This window comes from Spirosoma litoris, assembly GCF_054776755.1.
In genome coordinates, this window is sequence record NZ_BAAHBI010000021.1 from 1 (window position 1) to 15,910 (window position 15,910).

At 44.6% G+C, this 15,910-nt stretch carries 28 protein-coding genes; 19 read left to right on the forward strand and 9 right to left on the reverse strand.

Going from position 1 to position 15,910, the window contains the following annotated elements; all coding sequences use genetic code 11:
- The first annotated feature begins 186 nt into the window (after positions 1-186).
- Complete coding sequence (locus tag ACYVGR_RS14500) at positions 187-1,029, forward strand: IS982 family transposase (RefSeq protein WP_460957812.1); 843 nt, start codon at positions 187-189, stop codon at positions 1,027-1,029.
- A gap of 137 nt (positions 1,030-1,166) precedes the next feature.
- On the opposite strand, the gene ACYVGR_RS14505 is transcribed toward ACYVGR_RS14500, so the two are convergent.
- Complete coding sequence (locus tag ACYVGR_RS14505) at positions 1,167-2,246, reverse strand: hypothetical protein (protein WP_460957814.1); 1,080 nt, start codon at positions 2,244-2,246, stop codon at positions 1,167-1,169.
- 119 nt (positions 2,247-2,365) lie between these two features.
- Here ACYVGR_RS14505 and ACYVGR_RS14510 point away from each other — a divergent pair, with 119 nt between their 5' ends.
- Positions 2,366-2,971, forward strand: coding sequence for a hypothetical protein (locus tag ACYVGR_RS14510; RefSeq protein WP_460957815.1), 606 nt, complete (start codon positions 2,366-2,368; stop codon positions 2,969-2,971).
- A 137-nt stretch (positions 2,972-3,108) separates the two neighbouring features.
- Here the strand turns inward: ACYVGR_RS14510 and ACYVGR_RS14515 are convergent, their stop codons facing one another.
- From ACYVGR_RS14515 to ACYVGR_RS14530, 4 genes are all read right to left on the reverse strand, one after another.
- On the reverse strand, positions 3,109-3,252 hold the full coding sequence (locus ACYVGR_RS14515; protein ID WP_460957817.1) for a hypothetical protein: 144 nt from the start codon (positions 3,250-3,252) through the stop codon (positions 3,109-3,111).
- Between the two features lie 249 nt (positions 3,253-3,501).
- Complete coding sequence (locus ACYVGR_RS14520; RefSeq protein WP_460957819.1) at positions 3,502-4,032, reverse strand: IS3 family transposase; 531 nt, start codon at positions 4,030-4,032, stop codon at positions 3,502-3,504.
- On the reverse strand, positions 3,999-4,400 hold the full coding sequence (locus tag ACYVGR_RS14525; protein ID WP_460957821.1) for an IS3 family transposase: 402 nt from the start codon (positions 4,398-4,400) through the stop codon (positions 3,999-4,001). The genes ACYVGR_RS14520 and ACYVGR_RS14525 overlap by 34 nt, the downstream gene beginning before the upstream one ends.
- A gap of 52 nt (positions 4,401-4,452) precedes the next feature.
- Positions 4,453-5,784 carry an IS110 family RNA-guided transposase gene (locus ACYVGR_RS14530; protein WP_460957823.1) on the reverse strand — a complete coding sequence of 444 codons (1,332 nt, stop codon included), beginning with the start codon at positions 5,782-5,784 and terminating at the stop codon, positions 4,453-4,455.
- Positions 5,785-6,117: 333 nt separating this feature from the next.
- Between ACYVGR_RS14530 and ACYVGR_RS14535 the strand changes: the two genes are divergently transcribed.
- Positions 6,118-6,663 carry an ISAs1 family transposase gene (locus tag ACYVGR_RS14535; RefSeq protein WP_460957825.1) on the forward strand — a complete coding sequence of 182 codons (546 nt, stop codon included), beginning with the start codon at positions 6,118-6,120 and terminating at the stop codon, positions 6,661-6,663.
- A 244-nt stretch (positions 6,664-6,907) separates the two neighbouring features.
- The gene (locus ACYVGR_RS14540) at positions 6,908-7,231 is read left to right on the forward strand and encodes an ISAs1 family transposase (RefSeq protein ID WP_460957925.1); all 324 of its coding nucleotides are present in this window, start codon (positions 6,908-6,910) and stop codon (positions 7,229-7,231) included.
- A gap of 19 nt (positions 7,232-7,250) precedes the next feature.
- Here the strand turns inward: ACYVGR_RS14540 and ACYVGR_RS14545 are convergent, their stop codons facing one another.
- Together ACYVGR_RS14545 and ACYVGR_RS14550 are read right to left on the reverse strand one after the other, a co-directional pair.
- Entirely contained in the window at positions 7,251-7,526 is a 276-nt protein-coding gene (locus tag ACYVGR_RS14545; RefSeq protein WP_460957827.1) for a transposase, read from the reverse strand.
- 672 nt (positions 7,527-8,198) lie between these two features.
- Complete coding sequence (locus ACYVGR_RS14550) at positions 8,199-8,684, reverse strand: hypothetical protein (RefSeq protein WP_460957829.1); 486 nt, start codon at positions 8,682-8,684, stop codon at positions 8,199-8,201.
- A gap of 191 nt (positions 8,685-8,875) precedes the next feature.
- Between ACYVGR_RS14550 and ACYVGR_RS14555 the strand changes: the two genes are divergently transcribed.
- Positions 8,876-9,136: a hypothetical protein gene (locus ACYVGR_RS14555; protein ID WP_460957831.1), complete on the forward strand. Its 261-nt coding sequence runs from the start codon at positions 8,876-8,878 to the stop codon at positions 9,134-9,136.
- 19 nt (positions 9,137-9,155) lie between these two features.
- Positions 9,156-9,395: a hypothetical protein gene (locus tag ACYVGR_RS14560; protein ID WP_460957833.1), complete on the forward strand. Its 240-nt coding sequence runs from the start codon at positions 9,156-9,158 to the stop codon at positions 9,393-9,395.
- Positions 9,396-9,577: 182 nt separating this feature from the next.
- Here the strand turns inward: ACYVGR_RS14560 and ACYVGR_RS14565 are convergent, their stop codons facing one another.
- Positions 9,578-9,754, reverse strand: a complete 177-nt coding sequence (locus ACYVGR_RS14565; protein WP_460957835.1) for a hypothetical protein — start codon at positions 9,752-9,754, stop codon at positions 9,578-9,580.
- Between the two features lie 338 nt (positions 9,755-10,092).
- Here ACYVGR_RS14565 and ACYVGR_RS14570 point away from each other — a divergent pair, with 338 nt between their 5' ends.
- The 13 genes from ACYVGR_RS14570 (at position 10,093) to ACYVGR_RS14630 (ending at position 15,110) form a co-directional block, all read left to right on the forward strand.
- Positions 10,093-10,833 (forward strand): hypothetical protein, encoded by a 741-nt coding sequence (locus tag ACYVGR_RS14570; RefSeq protein ID WP_460957837.1) that lies wholly within the window; start codon positions 10,093-10,095, stop codon positions 10,831-10,833.
- Between the two features lie 9 nt (positions 10,834-10,842).
- Positions 10,843-11,286, forward strand: a complete 444-nt coding sequence (locus ACYVGR_RS14575; RefSeq protein WP_460957839.1) for a hypothetical protein — start codon at positions 10,843-10,845, stop codon at positions 11,284-11,286.
- A 150-nt stretch (positions 11,287-11,436) separates the two neighbouring features.
- Positions 11,437-11,667 (forward strand): hypothetical protein, encoded by a 231-nt coding sequence (locus ACYVGR_RS14580; RefSeq protein ID WP_460957841.1) that lies wholly within the window; start codon positions 11,437-11,439, stop codon positions 11,665-11,667.
- Between the two features lie 90 nt (positions 11,668-11,757).
- A complete protein-coding gene (locus tag ACYVGR_RS14585) occupies positions 11,758-11,970 on the forward strand; it encodes a hypothetical protein (RefSeq protein WP_460957843.1) in 213 nt (70 codons plus the stop codon).
- A 24-nt stretch (positions 11,971-11,994) separates the two neighbouring features.
- Positions 11,995-12,321 (forward strand): hypothetical protein, encoded by a 327-nt coding sequence (locus ACYVGR_RS14590; RefSeq protein WP_460957845.1) that lies wholly within the window; start codon positions 11,995-11,997, stop codon positions 12,319-12,321.
- 20 nt (positions 12,322-12,341) lie between these two features.
- Positions 12,342-12,530, forward strand: a complete 189-nt coding sequence (locus tag ACYVGR_RS14595) for a hypothetical protein (RefSeq protein ID WP_460957847.1) — start codon at positions 12,342-12,344, stop codon at positions 12,528-12,530.
- A complete protein-coding gene (locus ACYVGR_RS14600; RefSeq protein WP_460957849.1) occupies positions 12,517-12,834 on the forward strand; it encodes a hypothetical protein in 318 nt (105 codons plus the stop codon). Before ACYVGR_RS14595 ends, ACYVGR_RS14600 begins: the two co-directional genes overlap by 14 nt.
- Before the next feature lie 4 nt (positions 12,835-12,838).
- Positions 12,839-13,078 carry a hypothetical protein gene (locus ACYVGR_RS14605; RefSeq protein WP_460957851.1) on the forward strand — a complete coding sequence of 80 codons (240 nt, stop codon included), beginning with the start codon at positions 12,839-12,841 and terminating at the stop codon, positions 13,076-13,078.
- Positions 13,079-13,085: 7 nt separating this feature from the next.
- The gene (locus ACYVGR_RS14610; protein WP_460957853.1) at positions 13,086-13,520 is read left to right on the forward strand and encodes a single-stranded DNA-binding protein; all 435 of its coding nucleotides are present in this window, start codon (positions 13,086-13,088) and stop codon (positions 13,518-13,520) included.
- A gap of 53 nt (positions 13,521-13,573) precedes the next feature.
- Positions 13,574-13,906 carry a hypothetical protein gene (locus tag ACYVGR_RS14615; RefSeq protein WP_460957855.1) on the forward strand — a complete coding sequence of 111 codons (333 nt, stop codon included), beginning with the start codon at positions 13,574-13,576 and terminating at the stop codon, positions 13,904-13,906.
- A gap of 246 nt (positions 13,907-14,152) precedes the next feature.
- A complete protein-coding gene (locus tag ACYVGR_RS14620; protein WP_460957857.1) occupies positions 14,153-14,557 on the forward strand; it encodes a hypothetical protein in 405 nt (134 codons plus the stop codon).
- 48 nt (positions 14,558-14,605) lie between these two features.
- The gene (locus ACYVGR_RS14625; RefSeq protein ID WP_460957859.1) at positions 14,606-14,773 is read left to right on the forward strand and encodes a hypothetical protein; all 168 of its coding nucleotides are present in this window, start codon (positions 14,606-14,608) and stop codon (positions 14,771-14,773) included.
- A gap of 43 nt (positions 14,774-14,816) precedes the next feature.
- A complete protein-coding gene (locus ACYVGR_RS14630; RefSeq protein ID WP_460957861.1) occupies positions 14,817-15,110 on the forward strand; it encodes a hypothetical protein in 294 nt (97 codons plus the stop codon).
- Here the strand turns inward: ACYVGR_RS14630 and ACYVGR_RS14635 are convergent.
- The gene (locus ACYVGR_RS14635) at positions 15,107-15,910 is read right to left on the reverse strand and encodes a hypothetical protein (RefSeq protein WP_460957863.1); all 804 of its coding nucleotides are present in this window, start codon (positions 15,908-15,910) and stop codon (positions 15,107-15,109) included. The two genes, ACYVGR_RS14630 and ACYVGR_RS14635, sit on opposite strands and share 4 nt — an antisense overlap.

Below are 15,910 nucleotides of genomic sequence, written 5' to 3' on the forward strand. Positions count from 1 at the left end.
GAATACCGGCAGGCGGCTTAAATTCCAGTCAAAACTGGCTCACCAAATGGGGTAAGGACAAAATCACTATGATCCAGTGTTAGATCGCTGGCTCTGGATATTAGTATTAATCCAAGTTGCGAGATATGAACCCCGTCCGCCAGTGAGGTCGTTTTAGAGTAGCTTACACTTTAAACGATCACTCACATGACTGACAAGGCACTGGCAATTTACTGCCTACTTGATGATATGTTTCAAATTATGGGCCTAAAAACAGACCCTCATTGTAAACTCAATGATGCTGAGGTAGCTACCACCGCCCTGATGGCAGCCCTGTTCTTCTATGGTAATCAAACCACGGCTTGTGACTATATGCAACACCATATGGGTTGCCAAATGATTGATAAATCTGGCTTCAATCGCCGACTGCATCGATTAGAAAACACCTTGCTGGTTGTCTTCAGGGCATTAGGCCTAGCCCTAAAAGAGCTTAATACCTCTGCTCGCTATATCATTGATTCTTTCCCAGTGGCTGTCTGCCGCAATTGCCGTATTCCTGTTTGTAAGCTGCTAAAGGGCAAGGCTTATCATGGCTACAATCAGGCTAAAAAGGAGTATTTCTATGGTTTTAAAGTCCAGCTTATCACGACGGCGGCTGGTCAACCAGTGAATTACTATGTTAGCGCAGGTAGTTTCCACGACAGTACAGCCTTCCAATCGATGCAGCTTGATTTACCAGCGGGTAGTATGCTATACGGGGACAGCGGCTACACCGACTATGAGCAGGAGGAGCTGTACGCTGATTGCGAACAAGTTACCCTGCTAATTCATCGTAAGCGTAATTCAAAACGACCCGATGAAGCTTGGCAACGATTTCTCAAGAAATATTTTCGTAAACCTATCGAGACGGTCATCAGTCAGATCGAGACGCTTTTTCCTCGCAAGATTCATGCTGTCACTGTAAAAGGGTTTCTGTTGAAAGTCTTCCTATTCGTGCTAGCCTACGCTATTGACGAGGCTTATATCAGTCCAAGCAATCACGCAACTTAGATTAGTATTACCATTTTGTGCAGTTGAGGTAGTACTAGTTCGGCCAGTGGAAAAGTAAATAACTTGGTGAGGATGGTTTAGACAAGCTTATTGATTCAATAGCTTTTTCTTCTGGGTAGAGTTGCTTCATGGCGTGGTTATTTCTTAATCAATCGTTTCAACTCCTCAATTTCAACCTTCATCTCTTCAATCGTCTTTTCCTGCTTGATCTGATGCAGCGTCAACTCCTCCACTTTCTCAAGTAGCTTCGCATTCATCTTAACCAGGTCAACGCCATCTTTCGCCACCTGCTCGGCCGAGGGTACGCCTGGTAAATGTTGATTTGCATCAATGTATTTCTTTACCTCGGCTAGGGGTGTCAATCGGTAGCCTGGCATAAACACCTTATCACTCCACTCTGACGGATTGCTTATACGTAACTGATACCGAGCTTTGACAACCTCCCCTTTTTCATTGACGGATAGGAACTGGTCGGTTGACTGAGTCGCAGGACTGGAAGCGGTTAGATTGGATAGGGTTAGGCCGCTGGCATTGGGGGTTTCGCTGACGACTTCTAATCGGTTTGTGGGCGCTGATGTACCGATACCGACATTAGCGTTATTTCCCAGTATTAGGGCGTTACTGATAGCGACGTGTGAACCAGATCCGATAGCTGTGGCATTGTGGAGGCCATCTTCTGCCTGGCTGTTGTAGCCCATCAGTATGTTATCGTCTCCTGTGGTGATGTTGGTTCCTGCATTGGGACCAATGATAATATTGTGGGAGCCTGTAGTATTGTTGGAACCAGCCCCATGGCCATGAAATATATTATAACTACCGATGGTAGTATTGTACCCAGAATTATTACCAATGAATGTATTAGAATTTCCATCATTTCTGTATCCGGCACCATCACCAATAATGACATTATTGCCTCCAACTTCATTCATTGCCCCAGCAAAACTTCCAACAAATGTATTCGAGGAACCAAACTTATTACTTGTACCAGAATAACTTCCAATAAGCGTATTGTTAGAACCTGGACCAGCCTTAAACCCTGCATTAAATCCAAAAAAGCTATTATCTGAACCCAATAAATTGGTAGATCCAGCACCAGTGCCAACTAAGGTATTTTCAAAGCCAGGCGTATCAGAATTAGACGTGTTTGCTACATAATTCCTCTGCGCCTTAACAGAGTAAATGGAAATTAATAAGAGGAAGGTAAAGAGTTGTTTCATGGCATAGTAAGATTTAGATGGAAGGAAGAAGAGAAGCGTAAAACTTGTCTTTTGGGTATGAACATTAAAGGATTGTCATTTAATTTTGATCTATTGCATCTTTAGAAAAACTTTTCATCATGAACGTCGAAGCCCCTATTCAGGAACCTATACGGGAGGATTGGCAAGCCGATCTGGAAAACCAAAAGAACGTTTCGCTGGATGATCTGAAGTTTATTTTCGCCCAGGCCGAAAAGCGGCTGGATGATGGTATAAAGAACTTCGATGCCACAACTACTAAGTCCATTTCCTTTATCAGCTTAACCGCCACACTGCTGACAGCCCTTACCGCTTATTTTTTCGCTAACCATGACCCCCAAGGCGTCTTTAGCCCAAAGCTTTTTACGGTCTTCTGCTGCTGCCTGTACACATTCTTTGTGCTTTACCGATTTGTTCGGATTGTATTACCGACATCCTATCAGCCAATTGGAAGTTACCCTCAAGATCTTTACCAGGATAAGTTCTTTACGGATCAAATCAAGGAAAAAAGCAAAACGATCAGCCTATCCACTGTTTATTTGTACTTAGGTGAATTGGAGAACTACAATTGCCGAATCCATCACAACTCAGAAGCGAATAAAGTACGACTAGCGATATTCAACAACTCGACCAAACTGATGATTTTCATGCCCGCTGTTGGGATGACCATCTATTCGGTAGTGCTTTTGTTGTCACCTTTGTTTTGATCGTCTTTATATCGATGGGTGGGTCGATTGGTCTGGGGCTTGGGTCGCTCTTCTTTTTGATTAAGCTACCCAGCTTTAGTTTCCCTGGTTGACTTTACAGGTTTGTGTGTTTTAGCCATGTGTGGATAGGTTCAGAATTATTTGGTACGCCGTTCTACTGGGCGCGGATCGTTTCGTTGCTCCTGTCGACTGGTGTCCGTGCGTGGACGAGGCTGATCAACCGGCCTGGGAGCCTGTTGGCTTGGCTGCTGCGTTGCGGGCTTAACGGATTCGTTTGGCATAAAAATTAATACTTTCGCCTTTCAAACCAACTTGAAAACGTTCGAGGCCTTTCATCATCCTTTTCCTTGTCTCTTAATTTTTGCAGCAAAAGTTCGTACTCGGACTGACTAAGATGGCCCTTGTTTAGCCTCTCTTTCAAATTCTTTACTTTATCTTCAAAGGCTGACATGATTAAAAAAGATTGAGGTTGAAGTAAGAAGTCTGTTAGTTAAAGTTGGTGTGTGGGATGGTCCTATTTATCCGGACAGTCAAGTAAGCAAGTTTTGATTTAAATTTAAATAGTAATTCTGTTCAAATTGCTCAGGGCTTATATTGCCCAGCGACGAATGTCGCCGTTTACGATTGTAATAGCATTCAATATAATCGAACAATTCTATTCTGGCATCTTCTAAGAACCAGAATACGCCATTTTCAATTAGTTCGGCTTTTAAACGCGACCAGCAGGACTCCATAAATGCATTATCATAGAGATCATCAGGTCGGCTCATACTTTGCCTAAATTGATGATCGGTTAAAGTTTGGCGGAATTCTTTGCCAACATACTGGCCACTCCGATCCGAATGAATAATACTGCCAGCTGTTAATTGATTAGAGTTAATCGCTTTCCGTAAGGCACTGTGCACCAACTCTTCTTCCATATTGTCTGCCACAGACCACCCTTTGATCTTGCGGCTGAACAAATCCATCCAGGCGGCCAGATAAACCCACTCACTGCCCGCCAGTGGGATATACGTAATGTCACCAACTAGGACTTTACCCGGTGCTGTAGGAGACTCCATTTCCAATAACAAGTTGGGGCTAAAGGGCCCATTGTGCCAGCTATCCGTATGTCCGTAGTGCGTGGAATAAAGCTACGGGGCTGAATGGCTCGTAGCCCTTCGGCTTGCATAAGTCGCCTAAGCTGGTGACGCCCTACTTCAAAGCCCTGCTCCTGTAGTTCAGTTAACAACCGTCTACTTCCATACCGCCGACGATGATCTGTAAAACTAGTGAGCATTGCTTGCCGTAATTTTTCTTTCCCTTCAGTCAGTTGATAGCTTTGTCCGCTCTGATAGGCGTAATAGGCGCTTCGCCTAATACCAAGCGTATTACAGAGTCGTTCTATGGGGAAATCACCTGCCAACTCGGCCACAAGTTGATAAGTCAATGTCAAGTCATGCGACTGAAAATGGCTAAGGCTTTTTCTGTACAACTGGATGCTACGTCACTGATAACGAGTGCTTTGAGAATAGCTTTTTTAACTCTTCCTGGGTTAATTGAAGAGCATGCAGTTTCTTGTCTAAGTGCCTCAACTTAAGGCCACGCTGCTTTTCCTGATTGAGCGCCACTCGCTCTTTTTGATAGGCCGCCCCTTTACTAATCATATTCCAGATGATAACCGCCAACTTACGCGCCGTGGCGATAATGGCAGCAATCCGACCTTTCTTGAAGGCAATGCGCTTAAAGAAAAGTGTTAGCTCATGGTCTTTCTGGTTGCCAATTGAATTGGCCGCATGGCGCAAGGCCTTGGCAATCGTATTGCGACCCGAAGGCCTACGATTACTGATGACTTTTCCTCCGCTGACTTTATTATTGGGCACTAGGCCCAGCCAACAGGCAAAACTCTTGGCATTGGGAAATTTATGAATATCATGACCTAGGCTGGTCAGCAAGCATAGCACCGTATTATAGCTGACGCCGGATACGGCAAACAGGTCGGTTCGGAAATACTGATAAACTAACTGCGAGAGATTAAATCCTGGAGCATGTTTACTCGCTCGCTTGCGATGAGTTTTTAATTGCTTCTGTTGCTCTGCCCTTACTTCAATTTGGGGAGCATATTTGACCAAAAACGTTTCGATGACCCGGTCGCATTCTTTAATCTTGCTTTCGTAAAGCCGATAAAAATCCAGCGAGGCCTCTAACTCGAACAGCAACTCCGGCCGCCACCAGCCTTGTAGAGCATCAGCAATCTCCTGACGAGACTTTTTGAACCGATCACCCACCCGCGATACCAACTCATCAGCGTCCCGATGCCCAGCCAAGATGGCTTCAATAACAGCCATGCCTGATTGACCGGTGATATCACTCAGCACCACATCCAATCGGATATTCATTAGCCGGAGCGCCTTCTGCATCTTACTGGAGTAGCGAGCCGACTGCTGAACCAGATGCTGACGATGGTAATAGTAAGTTCGTAGCTGTTGAAAAGTGTCACTTAGCAGCAAACTGCCTGATAGCAAACCCAATGAGTGAAGTTTTTGAATCCAAATGCAGTCGATGACATCGGTTTTGCGCCCTTTCACATTTTTGGTCTGGCTACCGCCCACTAGCAGCACCTCAAAGCCAGCCTGCTGAAGAGCATTGAACAAGGTTTGCCAGTAGCTGCCGGTACTTTCCATAGCGATCGTAGTGATGCCGTGTTGACGAAAATAGTCAATAAGTTGCTGATGGTCTTTGGTGTAAACGCCAAATTCGCGAACGTTGTCTTTGTTGTGGTTAGGCCACCAGATGACTGCGTGAGTCCACGTCAATGCCAGCGGCATGAGCATGGATAATGGTAAAGGATGCTTGACTGTTTCCCATAGTACAGTAGAGGTTAGTGACTTCTAGGAGCGCACTGGGACTGTAAGAGTTTTCTGTACGGGATTCGCCGAAGCGATCACCAATTCATTCACCAAATGCTTTTCAAGAAGAAAAGGCATCGTGCGCTCCAGCCCAGATTTTAAGGAAGGACTCGGTTAGGTACCAGTAAAAGCGGGAGGCTTGGTTCAGAAAGTCGGCCAAAGGTAGAGCTTCTAATGGGGAGATAAGTTGTAGTGGCTATTCAACTAGGGCAAACGCATGAAGGCTAACAAATGACACTTAGTTGATAGCTTTGGCCTATGAGCCAATCTATTCGCCACTTTTTCCTTCAAATCGAAGACTTCCGCCAGCCGGGCAAATGTTCCTATCGACTGGCTGACCTTCTACTCACCGGTCTTTGTACCCTACTTAGCAATGGACAAGACTACCAAGACATGGTAATTTTCGCCCAAACTCGCGCCCCCCAACTGCCTGAGCTGATTGACCTTTCAGGCGGTATCCCCTCTCATGATACATTCAATAGAGTTTTCCAACTCCTTGATCCAGATAGGCTTCGCTCATGCCTGGAGCAACATGGTAAAGCTATTTTGGATCTGTTAGCCCAAAAACAGCTCTGTCTGGATGGTAAAAAGTTACGCGGGGCTGCCCCTCGCAGCAAAGGCACTGAAGGCCTCTGGATCGTCAATGCTTGGGTGGCTGAGAATCGACTCTGTATTGGCCAACAACGGATAGAGGATAAGAGCAATGAGATCGATGTGCTGCTACCACTGATTCAACGAATCGACAGCGAAGAAGCTATTGTTACGATTGATGCCATCGGCTGTCAAACGGCTGTTGTTCAGTAAATTATTAAGCAACGCGACCACTATCTATTGGCTCTCAAAAGCAATGGCAGCGGCCAACCGTCAGGAAACCCTGTGGGAAGAAGTCCAGTGCGCTTTCAAAGCCAATGCCGGGCTCAGCGCAGAAGAGGAATGGTGTTATGATCGTGCTCGTTTTGAACAACGCCGGTGTCGTATCCTAGTGGCTGCTCAAGTGCTTGACAACTGCTTTATTGAGCAATGGCCAGGCTTGCAAACTATAGTGTAGATCGAAGCTAGCCGGCATGTAGGGGGCAAACGGCAAGGGGAAGTTCGGTACTATATCAGCGACGAATTAGAGTTAAATCCATTGTATTACAGCAAATTGGCTCGTGGTCATTGGAGCATAGAGAACCACTTGCACTGGCATCTGGACGTGACTTTTACCGAGGATGCCAGCCGGGTACGTCGGGGAAATGGTCCTGAAAATCTCTCTACACTTCGCAAGTTAGCTTTGCAGTTATTGACTCAGCAAACAGACCGCCTAAGCTTACAAAAACGGCGCGTGAAGGCATCGTTTGATCTGACATATTTAAAGAAGATCATTTCTTAGCATTCATGCGTTTGCCCTACTATTCAACAGCGTGCGCGCTGTATACTGATTTTAATATATCGCGTTCTTGTTCGGTTCGACGAAGTTGGTCGTATTCTTGTTGAGAGACACCATTTTGGGGGTCATTCGGTTTACCATGCCCTTTCCAACGATACAGGATATTTTCTGAAATATCCAGGGCACGGGCCACATCGGGGACACTCCGTTGCCCAATAGTCACTAGGCGAACGGCTTCATTTTTAAACTCATAATCGTACTTTCGGCGTGGCTTTGCCGGGTTGTGCTTTTTGGTCATGGTACAGCTAAGTTAAGCAACTCAACTGTCCGTCAAAACCGGGCCACCCCATTGAGCTTTTTATTCTGCTCTTGAGCCCAAATAGATTTTCCCTTAAACGTTTGGTTCTCGGGTCCCATTGGAATTCTCAACATTCAATATGTGGAGATCCAAATTCATCACATTCAGCATTATAGGTGACTTGCATTTGGATAAAGCCTTGTGAGTCTTCCAGGTTGTTATCATTAGAGGTGGGTACTTTTTTAATGTCGGTGAGTAATTGATTATTCGTGGTGGATTTACGAAACCAGAAAAGAACGCACATTCTGTTAATATGGTACATGGTAAGCGAGCTGTGCACCCTCAGGTGGTCGCTATACCAAAATGATGCCTATGTAACCGAGGTGCTAAATGTAACCCAGCGCGCTACCGAGTTAAAACCGCATGGAAATGCAGTGAAGGCGGAAAATGTGGCTTTAAACAAAAATAGCCGCACTTTTGGGGGTGCGGCTCGGTACTAGTCAATGAGTTAAAAAACCTTTCAGCAGAGAGCGAGGCATTGGAACCCCTCCCCTCTAAAAATCTATAACAGTCTCATTTTAACCGAGTCACGGAGCTAACAGCTCTATGACGAATTTCGACGTAACCGCATCTGTAACCGCGTCGCGAGCAAAAAAAGGGTCTCCCCTCTTTTTAAGCAACAGCTCCTGTTGTCTCAACCAATAGTTGAGTTGCAGGATGCATACGAATAACAGACCGGCGTGCAGCTACGTCGTTAAGAAAATTTCCGGATGGCGTAACTGGCCGACTAATAAGAGCGTCAATAGTACGCTGTAAACCTTCAGCTCTTTTGTCTGCTGCTTCTAACTGGCGGTCTTTTATAGCAAGTTGCTCACGAAGTTTTGCAAATTCTTCAAGTAGCCGGTCTGCAACTTGATTGCCGAATGATTCCGAGCTTATTACCTTTTTTGTTTCTGTTTGGCTAACTCCTCTAAATTGATCAACAGTCATCTCAAAAAACTCGGCAATTTGCTCTAATCTACTGGCTGTATACGAGCTATGTTTTACCATGTAATCAAAGCCCGGAGCTGTCATACCTAAAAACTCATAAAGGGCCTTCTTAGTCTCCTTCTTTTCTTTCAAGAGTTCTTCAATTCGATCTTTAATTGGGTAAATCATTGCATTACAAGTCGTTAAGTGTAATTAATGAAAACTAAAGAAATATATTTAAAGAGAACTTTGTTTTTAAATTAAAGAACTCTTTATATTTGCCTTGTAATTAATACAAGGTCTGCTACAATTCTTGTAACAAATCTTGCAACAAATAAAGGTAAATACAAAGAAATGTTTGTAAACGGTTAAAAAAGCCTATGAACGAGCGTATTGATCCACACTATCATTTTCTAAAAAAATATGATAAGGAACGCTGGAATAATTTTAGAGCTGAATTGATGAGGTTAGAGTTGTTTACGACTTTTGAACGCTCAATCCTTAAAAATGAGAAGATTACGCTAGTAAATATTCCTTCCTGGGTTCGCACCTGCATGGTGCGTTTTATGCCGTGGTGGAGTCAAGAAAATTTTGATTCACTAACCTGGCCAGCGCTGCCAGCGCTAGAAACAGTCGAGTAATTTTAAAATCCCTTTTAACATGTTTCAACAATACTACCTAAGTCGGGAACAGATTGCTGCGCTTTCCATTGACGAATTAGGCCAAGAGTACGAGAAAGCAAAGAATCACTTAGATGGTTTGCTTAAAATCGTGGAAACGAATAACGCGGCCAAAGTACCGCTGTTGGAACTGATTAAAAAGGCACGAATCCAGTACGTGCTTTTGCGTAGTCGGGAATATAGCCCCATCTATTTCAGACATTTAAAACTAGCTGCCTAGTGTCACGAGTTGCGGCACTGGCAGAGATGGAGAGTAAGCTGCAAAGTGGGCTCTCCGATATAGGGAACGAACATAAACAGAGGGTAGCTCTCCAGGCCATCATAGTAAAGGCCAGCATGGCCAAAGAGCCCGTACTGGAATGGCTGGCAAAGCAACTTGCAGGCCAGCCGATTAGCCAGGGGCTACCCACTGTTAAACAGTTTAAGTGCCCGATTTGTAGCCGTGAGTTCGGCTCTCATCATGCACTTTGTGGCCATCAAAAAAGCCACAAATGAGTCAAGGCAATCAGCTCCGGCGGGGAGCGCTCCAGCTAAAACTGGTGTATGTAGGTTCGACTCCTGCACTGCCTGCAATGGCATAGGGCCATGAGGTTAAGAGTTTAGGAATTGAGTATGGTGTTAACGGCCTGGCAATGATCCAGGCCATTAAACTCTCTCTTCTAAACGATAACGTATATCCTATACCGTTATAAAATCTATCACCTGCCTGGTGCACCTGGCAGCAATCCCTTTACAGTTTCGCCCCGAACAGTCCTAAACGGCTGACGGTTAGACTATTGCCCAAAAATTATTTTTTTGATCCTGGGCTTTCTATAGAGACTCTAAAGAAATACTTACGGTAAATCTATAGACCGTTAAAGCGATGGATGCTGGATAGTGCTTTAAATACTATAGAAAGAAAAAAACTCAATTCCACCATGAAGCGCGAAAAGTCCTCAAAATCAGCACTTAAACCCGATTTAGAGCAATCATTATTCAAATTTCGGCTATTCTTTCACGAATCCACCGACGAATACAAAGCCAAAAACGGCAAACCCTGGCTCTGGTATTCTTACGACATGCCAGAGGAGCGGGACATGTTCCCTCCAGGCCTGGCTCCAGATCTCAGATACCTCCATACAGAACTCCTGAAGCGAGCGTATAAGTGGCCGGATCTGTTCAATTTCCTTAAAGAGTGTTATCCTGTTTATCACCTGAATGCCAATACAGATCCAACCCTAAAGTATTACCTGCCAAAGCACCAGATTCCGTTTCTAAATGATATTTCAACCCGTTACGCGGAAACCCTGGAGGCTCTACTGGCTCAATTAGGTGTAATCGACTGGCAAATAAGACACGCAACCCAAAGCCGCACATTACCAGGCTTTTCTCCGATCAAATTACCGAACTATGAGTTTTATGGAACGTCCTATTTTGAGCGAAACCCACAGATAAGCTACTGGTTTAGCACTCGAAAACTCAAGCTGGTGGAGGTATTTGATAACCGATGTTATAGCCCTCAAAATAGAGTTGGAACCATTGGCCAGGATGAATTTCCAGAACCGAAAGGAGTGCTCTCACCACCACCCAGAATAGTACGGCCAGGCCAGGCCTCCAATGGTCGAACTAACCAGCCTATAACGGTTGGATCAATCTTAAGCCACGTTTCACAATCCTAACGTAAAGCCATGCAGGTAGAACTTTTTCCAGCAGCCACAGCTCCAGAGCCAGCAGCTAAACCCCGAAAAAAAGCGGCTTCAATTCCAATAAACCGCTCTGTATTAGGCACATTTTCCTTTGATTCCTGGGTGAGTTATCCAGCCAAAGCAGTAAACGCAGAAGATGGATTACGAATAGAGTTTTCGGTGCCTGTTCACTCGGATTTATTGGCCGCAATTAATAACCCAGAGAAAACAGAGATCCTTTGTAAGTATCGGGTAAAAAAGGGCTTTAAATGGGGCGAACTTGGCCGTAGAGCCGCTATAAAAATTGAGGCTGATTTAAGCCAGGGGCCAAAGGGAGGGCTTTATTTACACTGCAAAAGCGTTGAAATTCTCCAGCCGGTGGCCATCAATCGCTCCAAGCCATCCAGCGCCCAACTCAAAAAATGGGCAAAAGCAGCAACCGCTTAAAAGATGCCCCAAAAAAGGCCGAAAAAGTAAAAATCTCCACCAGAAACCCATGCGCTGCCGTAGTTAAGAGATCTTTTTTTGCTTGATTTCAAATAGGGGCAATAGGGTTAAATGTCTTAAAATCAATCTAACAGCCTACTTATTTCCACTATGTCAGCTCTTGAAATTGCCCGAATCACGGAAAGCCTAAACGGCCTGAACCTGGAGGGTTTAACGATCCAACAAAAGCCGGATAAAATCCACGTAGCCATCTCTCACGGCCTTATCGGTGGCACCGAATTAGACAAGATCCAGCAAATCATTAAAGGCTACTGCCTACTGTTGGAGGGAGATAGCACTGGCCTATCCTGGCTAATCTGGGGAGACTTACCAACCGCCTAAAAGATGCCTGAAAAAAAAAGCAAAAATCTCCACCTGGAGCCAGTAAGCTGCCATAGGCAAGCGATCTTTTTTAGCACCTAATAAAAAACCATGAACCAGGAAGAATTTACCAGAATAACCCTAGAGGTTCATAAGCTAAAGCTCTACGGAACACAGACAGAACGGCAAGGCAGTCAAATGTTTATAACCTTTCCCGATGGCATCATAATGAGCTATCAACTGGCTACGCTGCTAGAGATTGTAAAGGGCTACGCAATGAGCATCCAGCCCAAAGGAGCAGCCCTTTTTATAACGGTTTGGTAGGATCTTCTAACCCCTTAGAATCAAATGCAGAAACTTAAACTCCTGCTCTACCGAGAGCAGTTTAGGCAACTCGTTTTGTTTGTCCCAGATCCTGGACATATCAGCAATTGGAAAACCATAAATGAAAGCCTGGCCATCCTCCTGCTGCTAGAATGGAGAGTTAAATTAAACTCCCTCCAGATTCTTACCTGGCAAAGACGACCCGCTAACAAACGCTATCCCTTTACCATTCCGCTCACCGTTGGGCTGGCACTCTGGCAAGAACTCCAGAGACAAAGAGTAAGTCCCGAGCTGCTCGCAGTCATTGCCGAACTAGACAAAGCTCTAATGAACGCAGGCCTTAAATCTTAATCCTTTAATCAATTACCCCCATGTTCAAAATCCTGTTTACCTGTTCCCTGCTGGCAGTCCCTGCCGTAATTATTTCGGCCTGCCTGGCCATTGTCATTGCCAGCTTTATGCTCATCTCCCTGCTTATCAATCCCCTGTTCAGACTCCTGGACAACTCAATAAATCAATTCGCCAAACCAGCAAAATTTAATCCGTATGGACACGAGTAAACAAAAATTAGCGGTGAGCACATTCCTCCAGGAAATCGCTCTTTTACTGCTGGCCAGCCAGCCAATTAAGAGCAAACTTCAGGAAGCTGCTGACAAAAGCCGGGGCCGAATATTGGCCGATCTAAAACCGGAGGAGCGTGAGCTTTACCTGGCCAGCCGGGACATAATCCTAACATTATCAAGGCAATTAGCTAACTGTCAAAATATGGACATGCTAATGAAGGTACTCCAGATCGTGCAAGGCATCACAGAGGGCAGCGTAACGGAATATAAAGAGGTAGAAAGCCAACTAATAGAGGCCTAAACCGATGGCAAAGGCACGAGTAACGCCAGCACTGGATGCTATCACAAACGCACTCCAGCCAACCGGGAAGCTAACCGGCTGCATTCAGGCCGGATTTATGAAAGCCATTGTAACATCCGCACAAGCCCAAGCCCTACGGGAGCACATCCTGGCCACCGTGGAGCTCTGCAAGAGCCAGGCCAAAGAACTAGATGAGCTACGGGCTCAACTGGAAGAACAAAAGCAAATCTCACTTTTCAAATAACACCAGAATGAAATTAAACCAAATCCAGGCCATTGGCCGAATCGGCAAAGATGCTGTCATTCACGACTATCAGGGAAAGAAATTTTTAGCCTTTAGCCTGGCCATCGATGAGAGCTACAAAAACAGCGAGGGCACAAAAGTAGAGCGGGTAACTTTCTACGATTGCACCACCGAACAAGAACGCTTTTTCAAGATCGCAAGCTGGCTAACAAAAGGCCGCGAGATTCTGGTGGAGGGTAAACCATCGGTTCGGACGTATGAGAAAGATGGCAAAGCCTATGGTGCCATTAAAATCCAGATCGCTAATATCTCATTAGGAAGCTCTCCACATGATGAGCGGCCAGTGGCTGCTGGACAAGCACCCCAAACGGCAAGGCCAGCGGCCACTACGGCAGCAGTACCTTTCCCTGCCGAGGCAGAAAGCGACGACTTACCATTCTAATCCATCCACCTGGCCAGCTCCAGATCTGGAGCTGGCCGCAAACCACCAGAATTATGCCATCTGAACTAACGGTGCAATGGGCACAGGCAATAGTGAGGCAGGAGGAGGAGAAAAGGGAATTTATGGCCACCGAATTTAAGAAAATGGTGGGCAAAATGGCAAAGGCAAAACGGGCGGGTAGCCTCACGTTTTTAATCAGAGATCAGGAGCCTACGGTGCAATTAGAGTTCCCCGATTTTAACACCTTCACCATTTACCAATTTTCTGAGCTGGAGCACATTAAGGCCAGCTTTGAGCTCATCAATAAGTACATCTGTTCAGGTGAGCAAACTCAATACTACAGCTCTGTAGACGTAGGCAGGAACAAAACGACAAGCCAATACTAACAATGCTTATTGATTCACGAACAGAGGAGCAAATTCAAGACAACAAAGAAATACAGGACAGTTTATTAATCCGTTTCAATCTGCCATTAAACAGTAAAAGGAACTGCGACTGTAGCCACTGCAAACGGCTAAACCAGATCTCTGGAGAGATCCTGGATAAACCAAACGACACCTACGGGCCTGACATTCTCCCACAATTCGGAGGTAAAGTTTCTACTAAAATCCGCCGATAACCCGACCAAAACAATGGAAACCATCACAATCACTTTAGAGCAATACGTAAATACATTCCCCGATGAAGAAAAGTGGTATTTCAGATCTCCAGGACTCAAAGCGCTGGAGCCAGCCGAGGATAGTATGATAACGGCGCTACGCGGCAAATGTGAGTTTAAAGGCCAAGAGATTAACATTCCACGGATCTGCAAAAACGTAGTAGACCGAGCGCAAAAGGGAATCCTGCCAAAGCCTTACCACCTGCTTTATGTGGCCAGTTGTCTGATACGAAAAGCGCCTTTCATTAGCCACACAGATGCCTTTGAGTTGGTCATGTGGCACATTGTCCAGAATCTAAATGAGCGTTATAAAAAGGATAAAATCCAGCTAGTTCTGGAGCTTGGAGAGAAAGAAAAAGTAAGAGCCGGAATAGAATAAACCACCAGCCTGGCCATTTGTTGATGGCCAGGCACGAACCATACAACAATGATTACACGCGAACGAGTACAACAGATAACCGACGAATTAAAAGCATTTGGAAAGGAGGTAATCCAGACCCGAGATAAAAGCGAGGATGTGGATGAGATCTTTATTTTATACGGAGTCGCTAAAGAGATCGACAGTTTAACCGAATCATTAGAGCCACTACTTTAACTACCAGCCTGGCCAGAGCTAGCCAGGCTTAAACTTTACCATTATGCCAAAAGGATACAATAAAGATGGCTCCAAAAAAGTAAGGCCAGCCAACTCTGGCCGGAAAGCAAAAGAAGGCAAAAAGATTCACTCAAAGTTGGCCGCGGATGTAATTCAAATACTCTCAAAGCTGGAAAATCCAGTGGCGTTTATTGAGAATGCTATTAGGGAGAAGGCGGTAAGAGGAACCGGCAAACGTCTGACGGAGCTATCTGGCAGTATTCAAAAAGGCACCCAGATTGATTTAATAGATATGCTGGAGCAGATAAGGCTAGAAAATCAACAGATTAAATATTAATTGTAACTATATCGCCTTAGTTTGGTTGGATCTCGTGTTATTGTTACATAACCAATCGAATTTGACTCAAGAATTTGTTCATAGGGGTCATGCTCAGTCTGATTATATATTCTCTTTGAAACCCAATTATTTGAGAGAGGAGTAGTACCAGTCGAGTATATGGTATTGAATGGATAGGTAAAGACAGTAAATAAGCGCAACTCATATGAACAAGCATAAGGATTGAACTTAGACAGATCATACCTATACTCTTGCATTCCAGGCATTTCCATTGTTATATTACTATTAGCATCATATGTAATTCTAAAGTCAGCTTCTGGATCTGGGGTATAACCCGTTCTACGTAAAACTTTACGAATAGGTAAGCGATTTTCATTTAGCTCAAACAAGAAATTTAGCTTTAATCCATCAGCCTGATTTACAATAGCTATTATTGAGTCACTCGCCCATGAATAGGTGAATACAGCATTAGACGTTTTAAAATCATCCTTTATGTAGTTAAGGGTAATTTTATTTATATGCCCATTAGCATCATATTCCGCCTTATACGAATGGGAAATACTATCTCCATATACTACTCGCTTTTCAATTGGACGACCTTGTGAATCGTAATAATAATCTTCGTGATAAGTTGGATTCAATGAACTGATAGCTTGGTAGATAGAAGATAAATCTACGCCAAAGCCATAAAAATATTCGACCTTAGTTAATCGGATAGAATTAGGATCAAGATCAGGAGATTTTTTACAACCAAAAGCTATAAAAATTACGAGCGCTACCAGTAAATACTTTGTAAACAT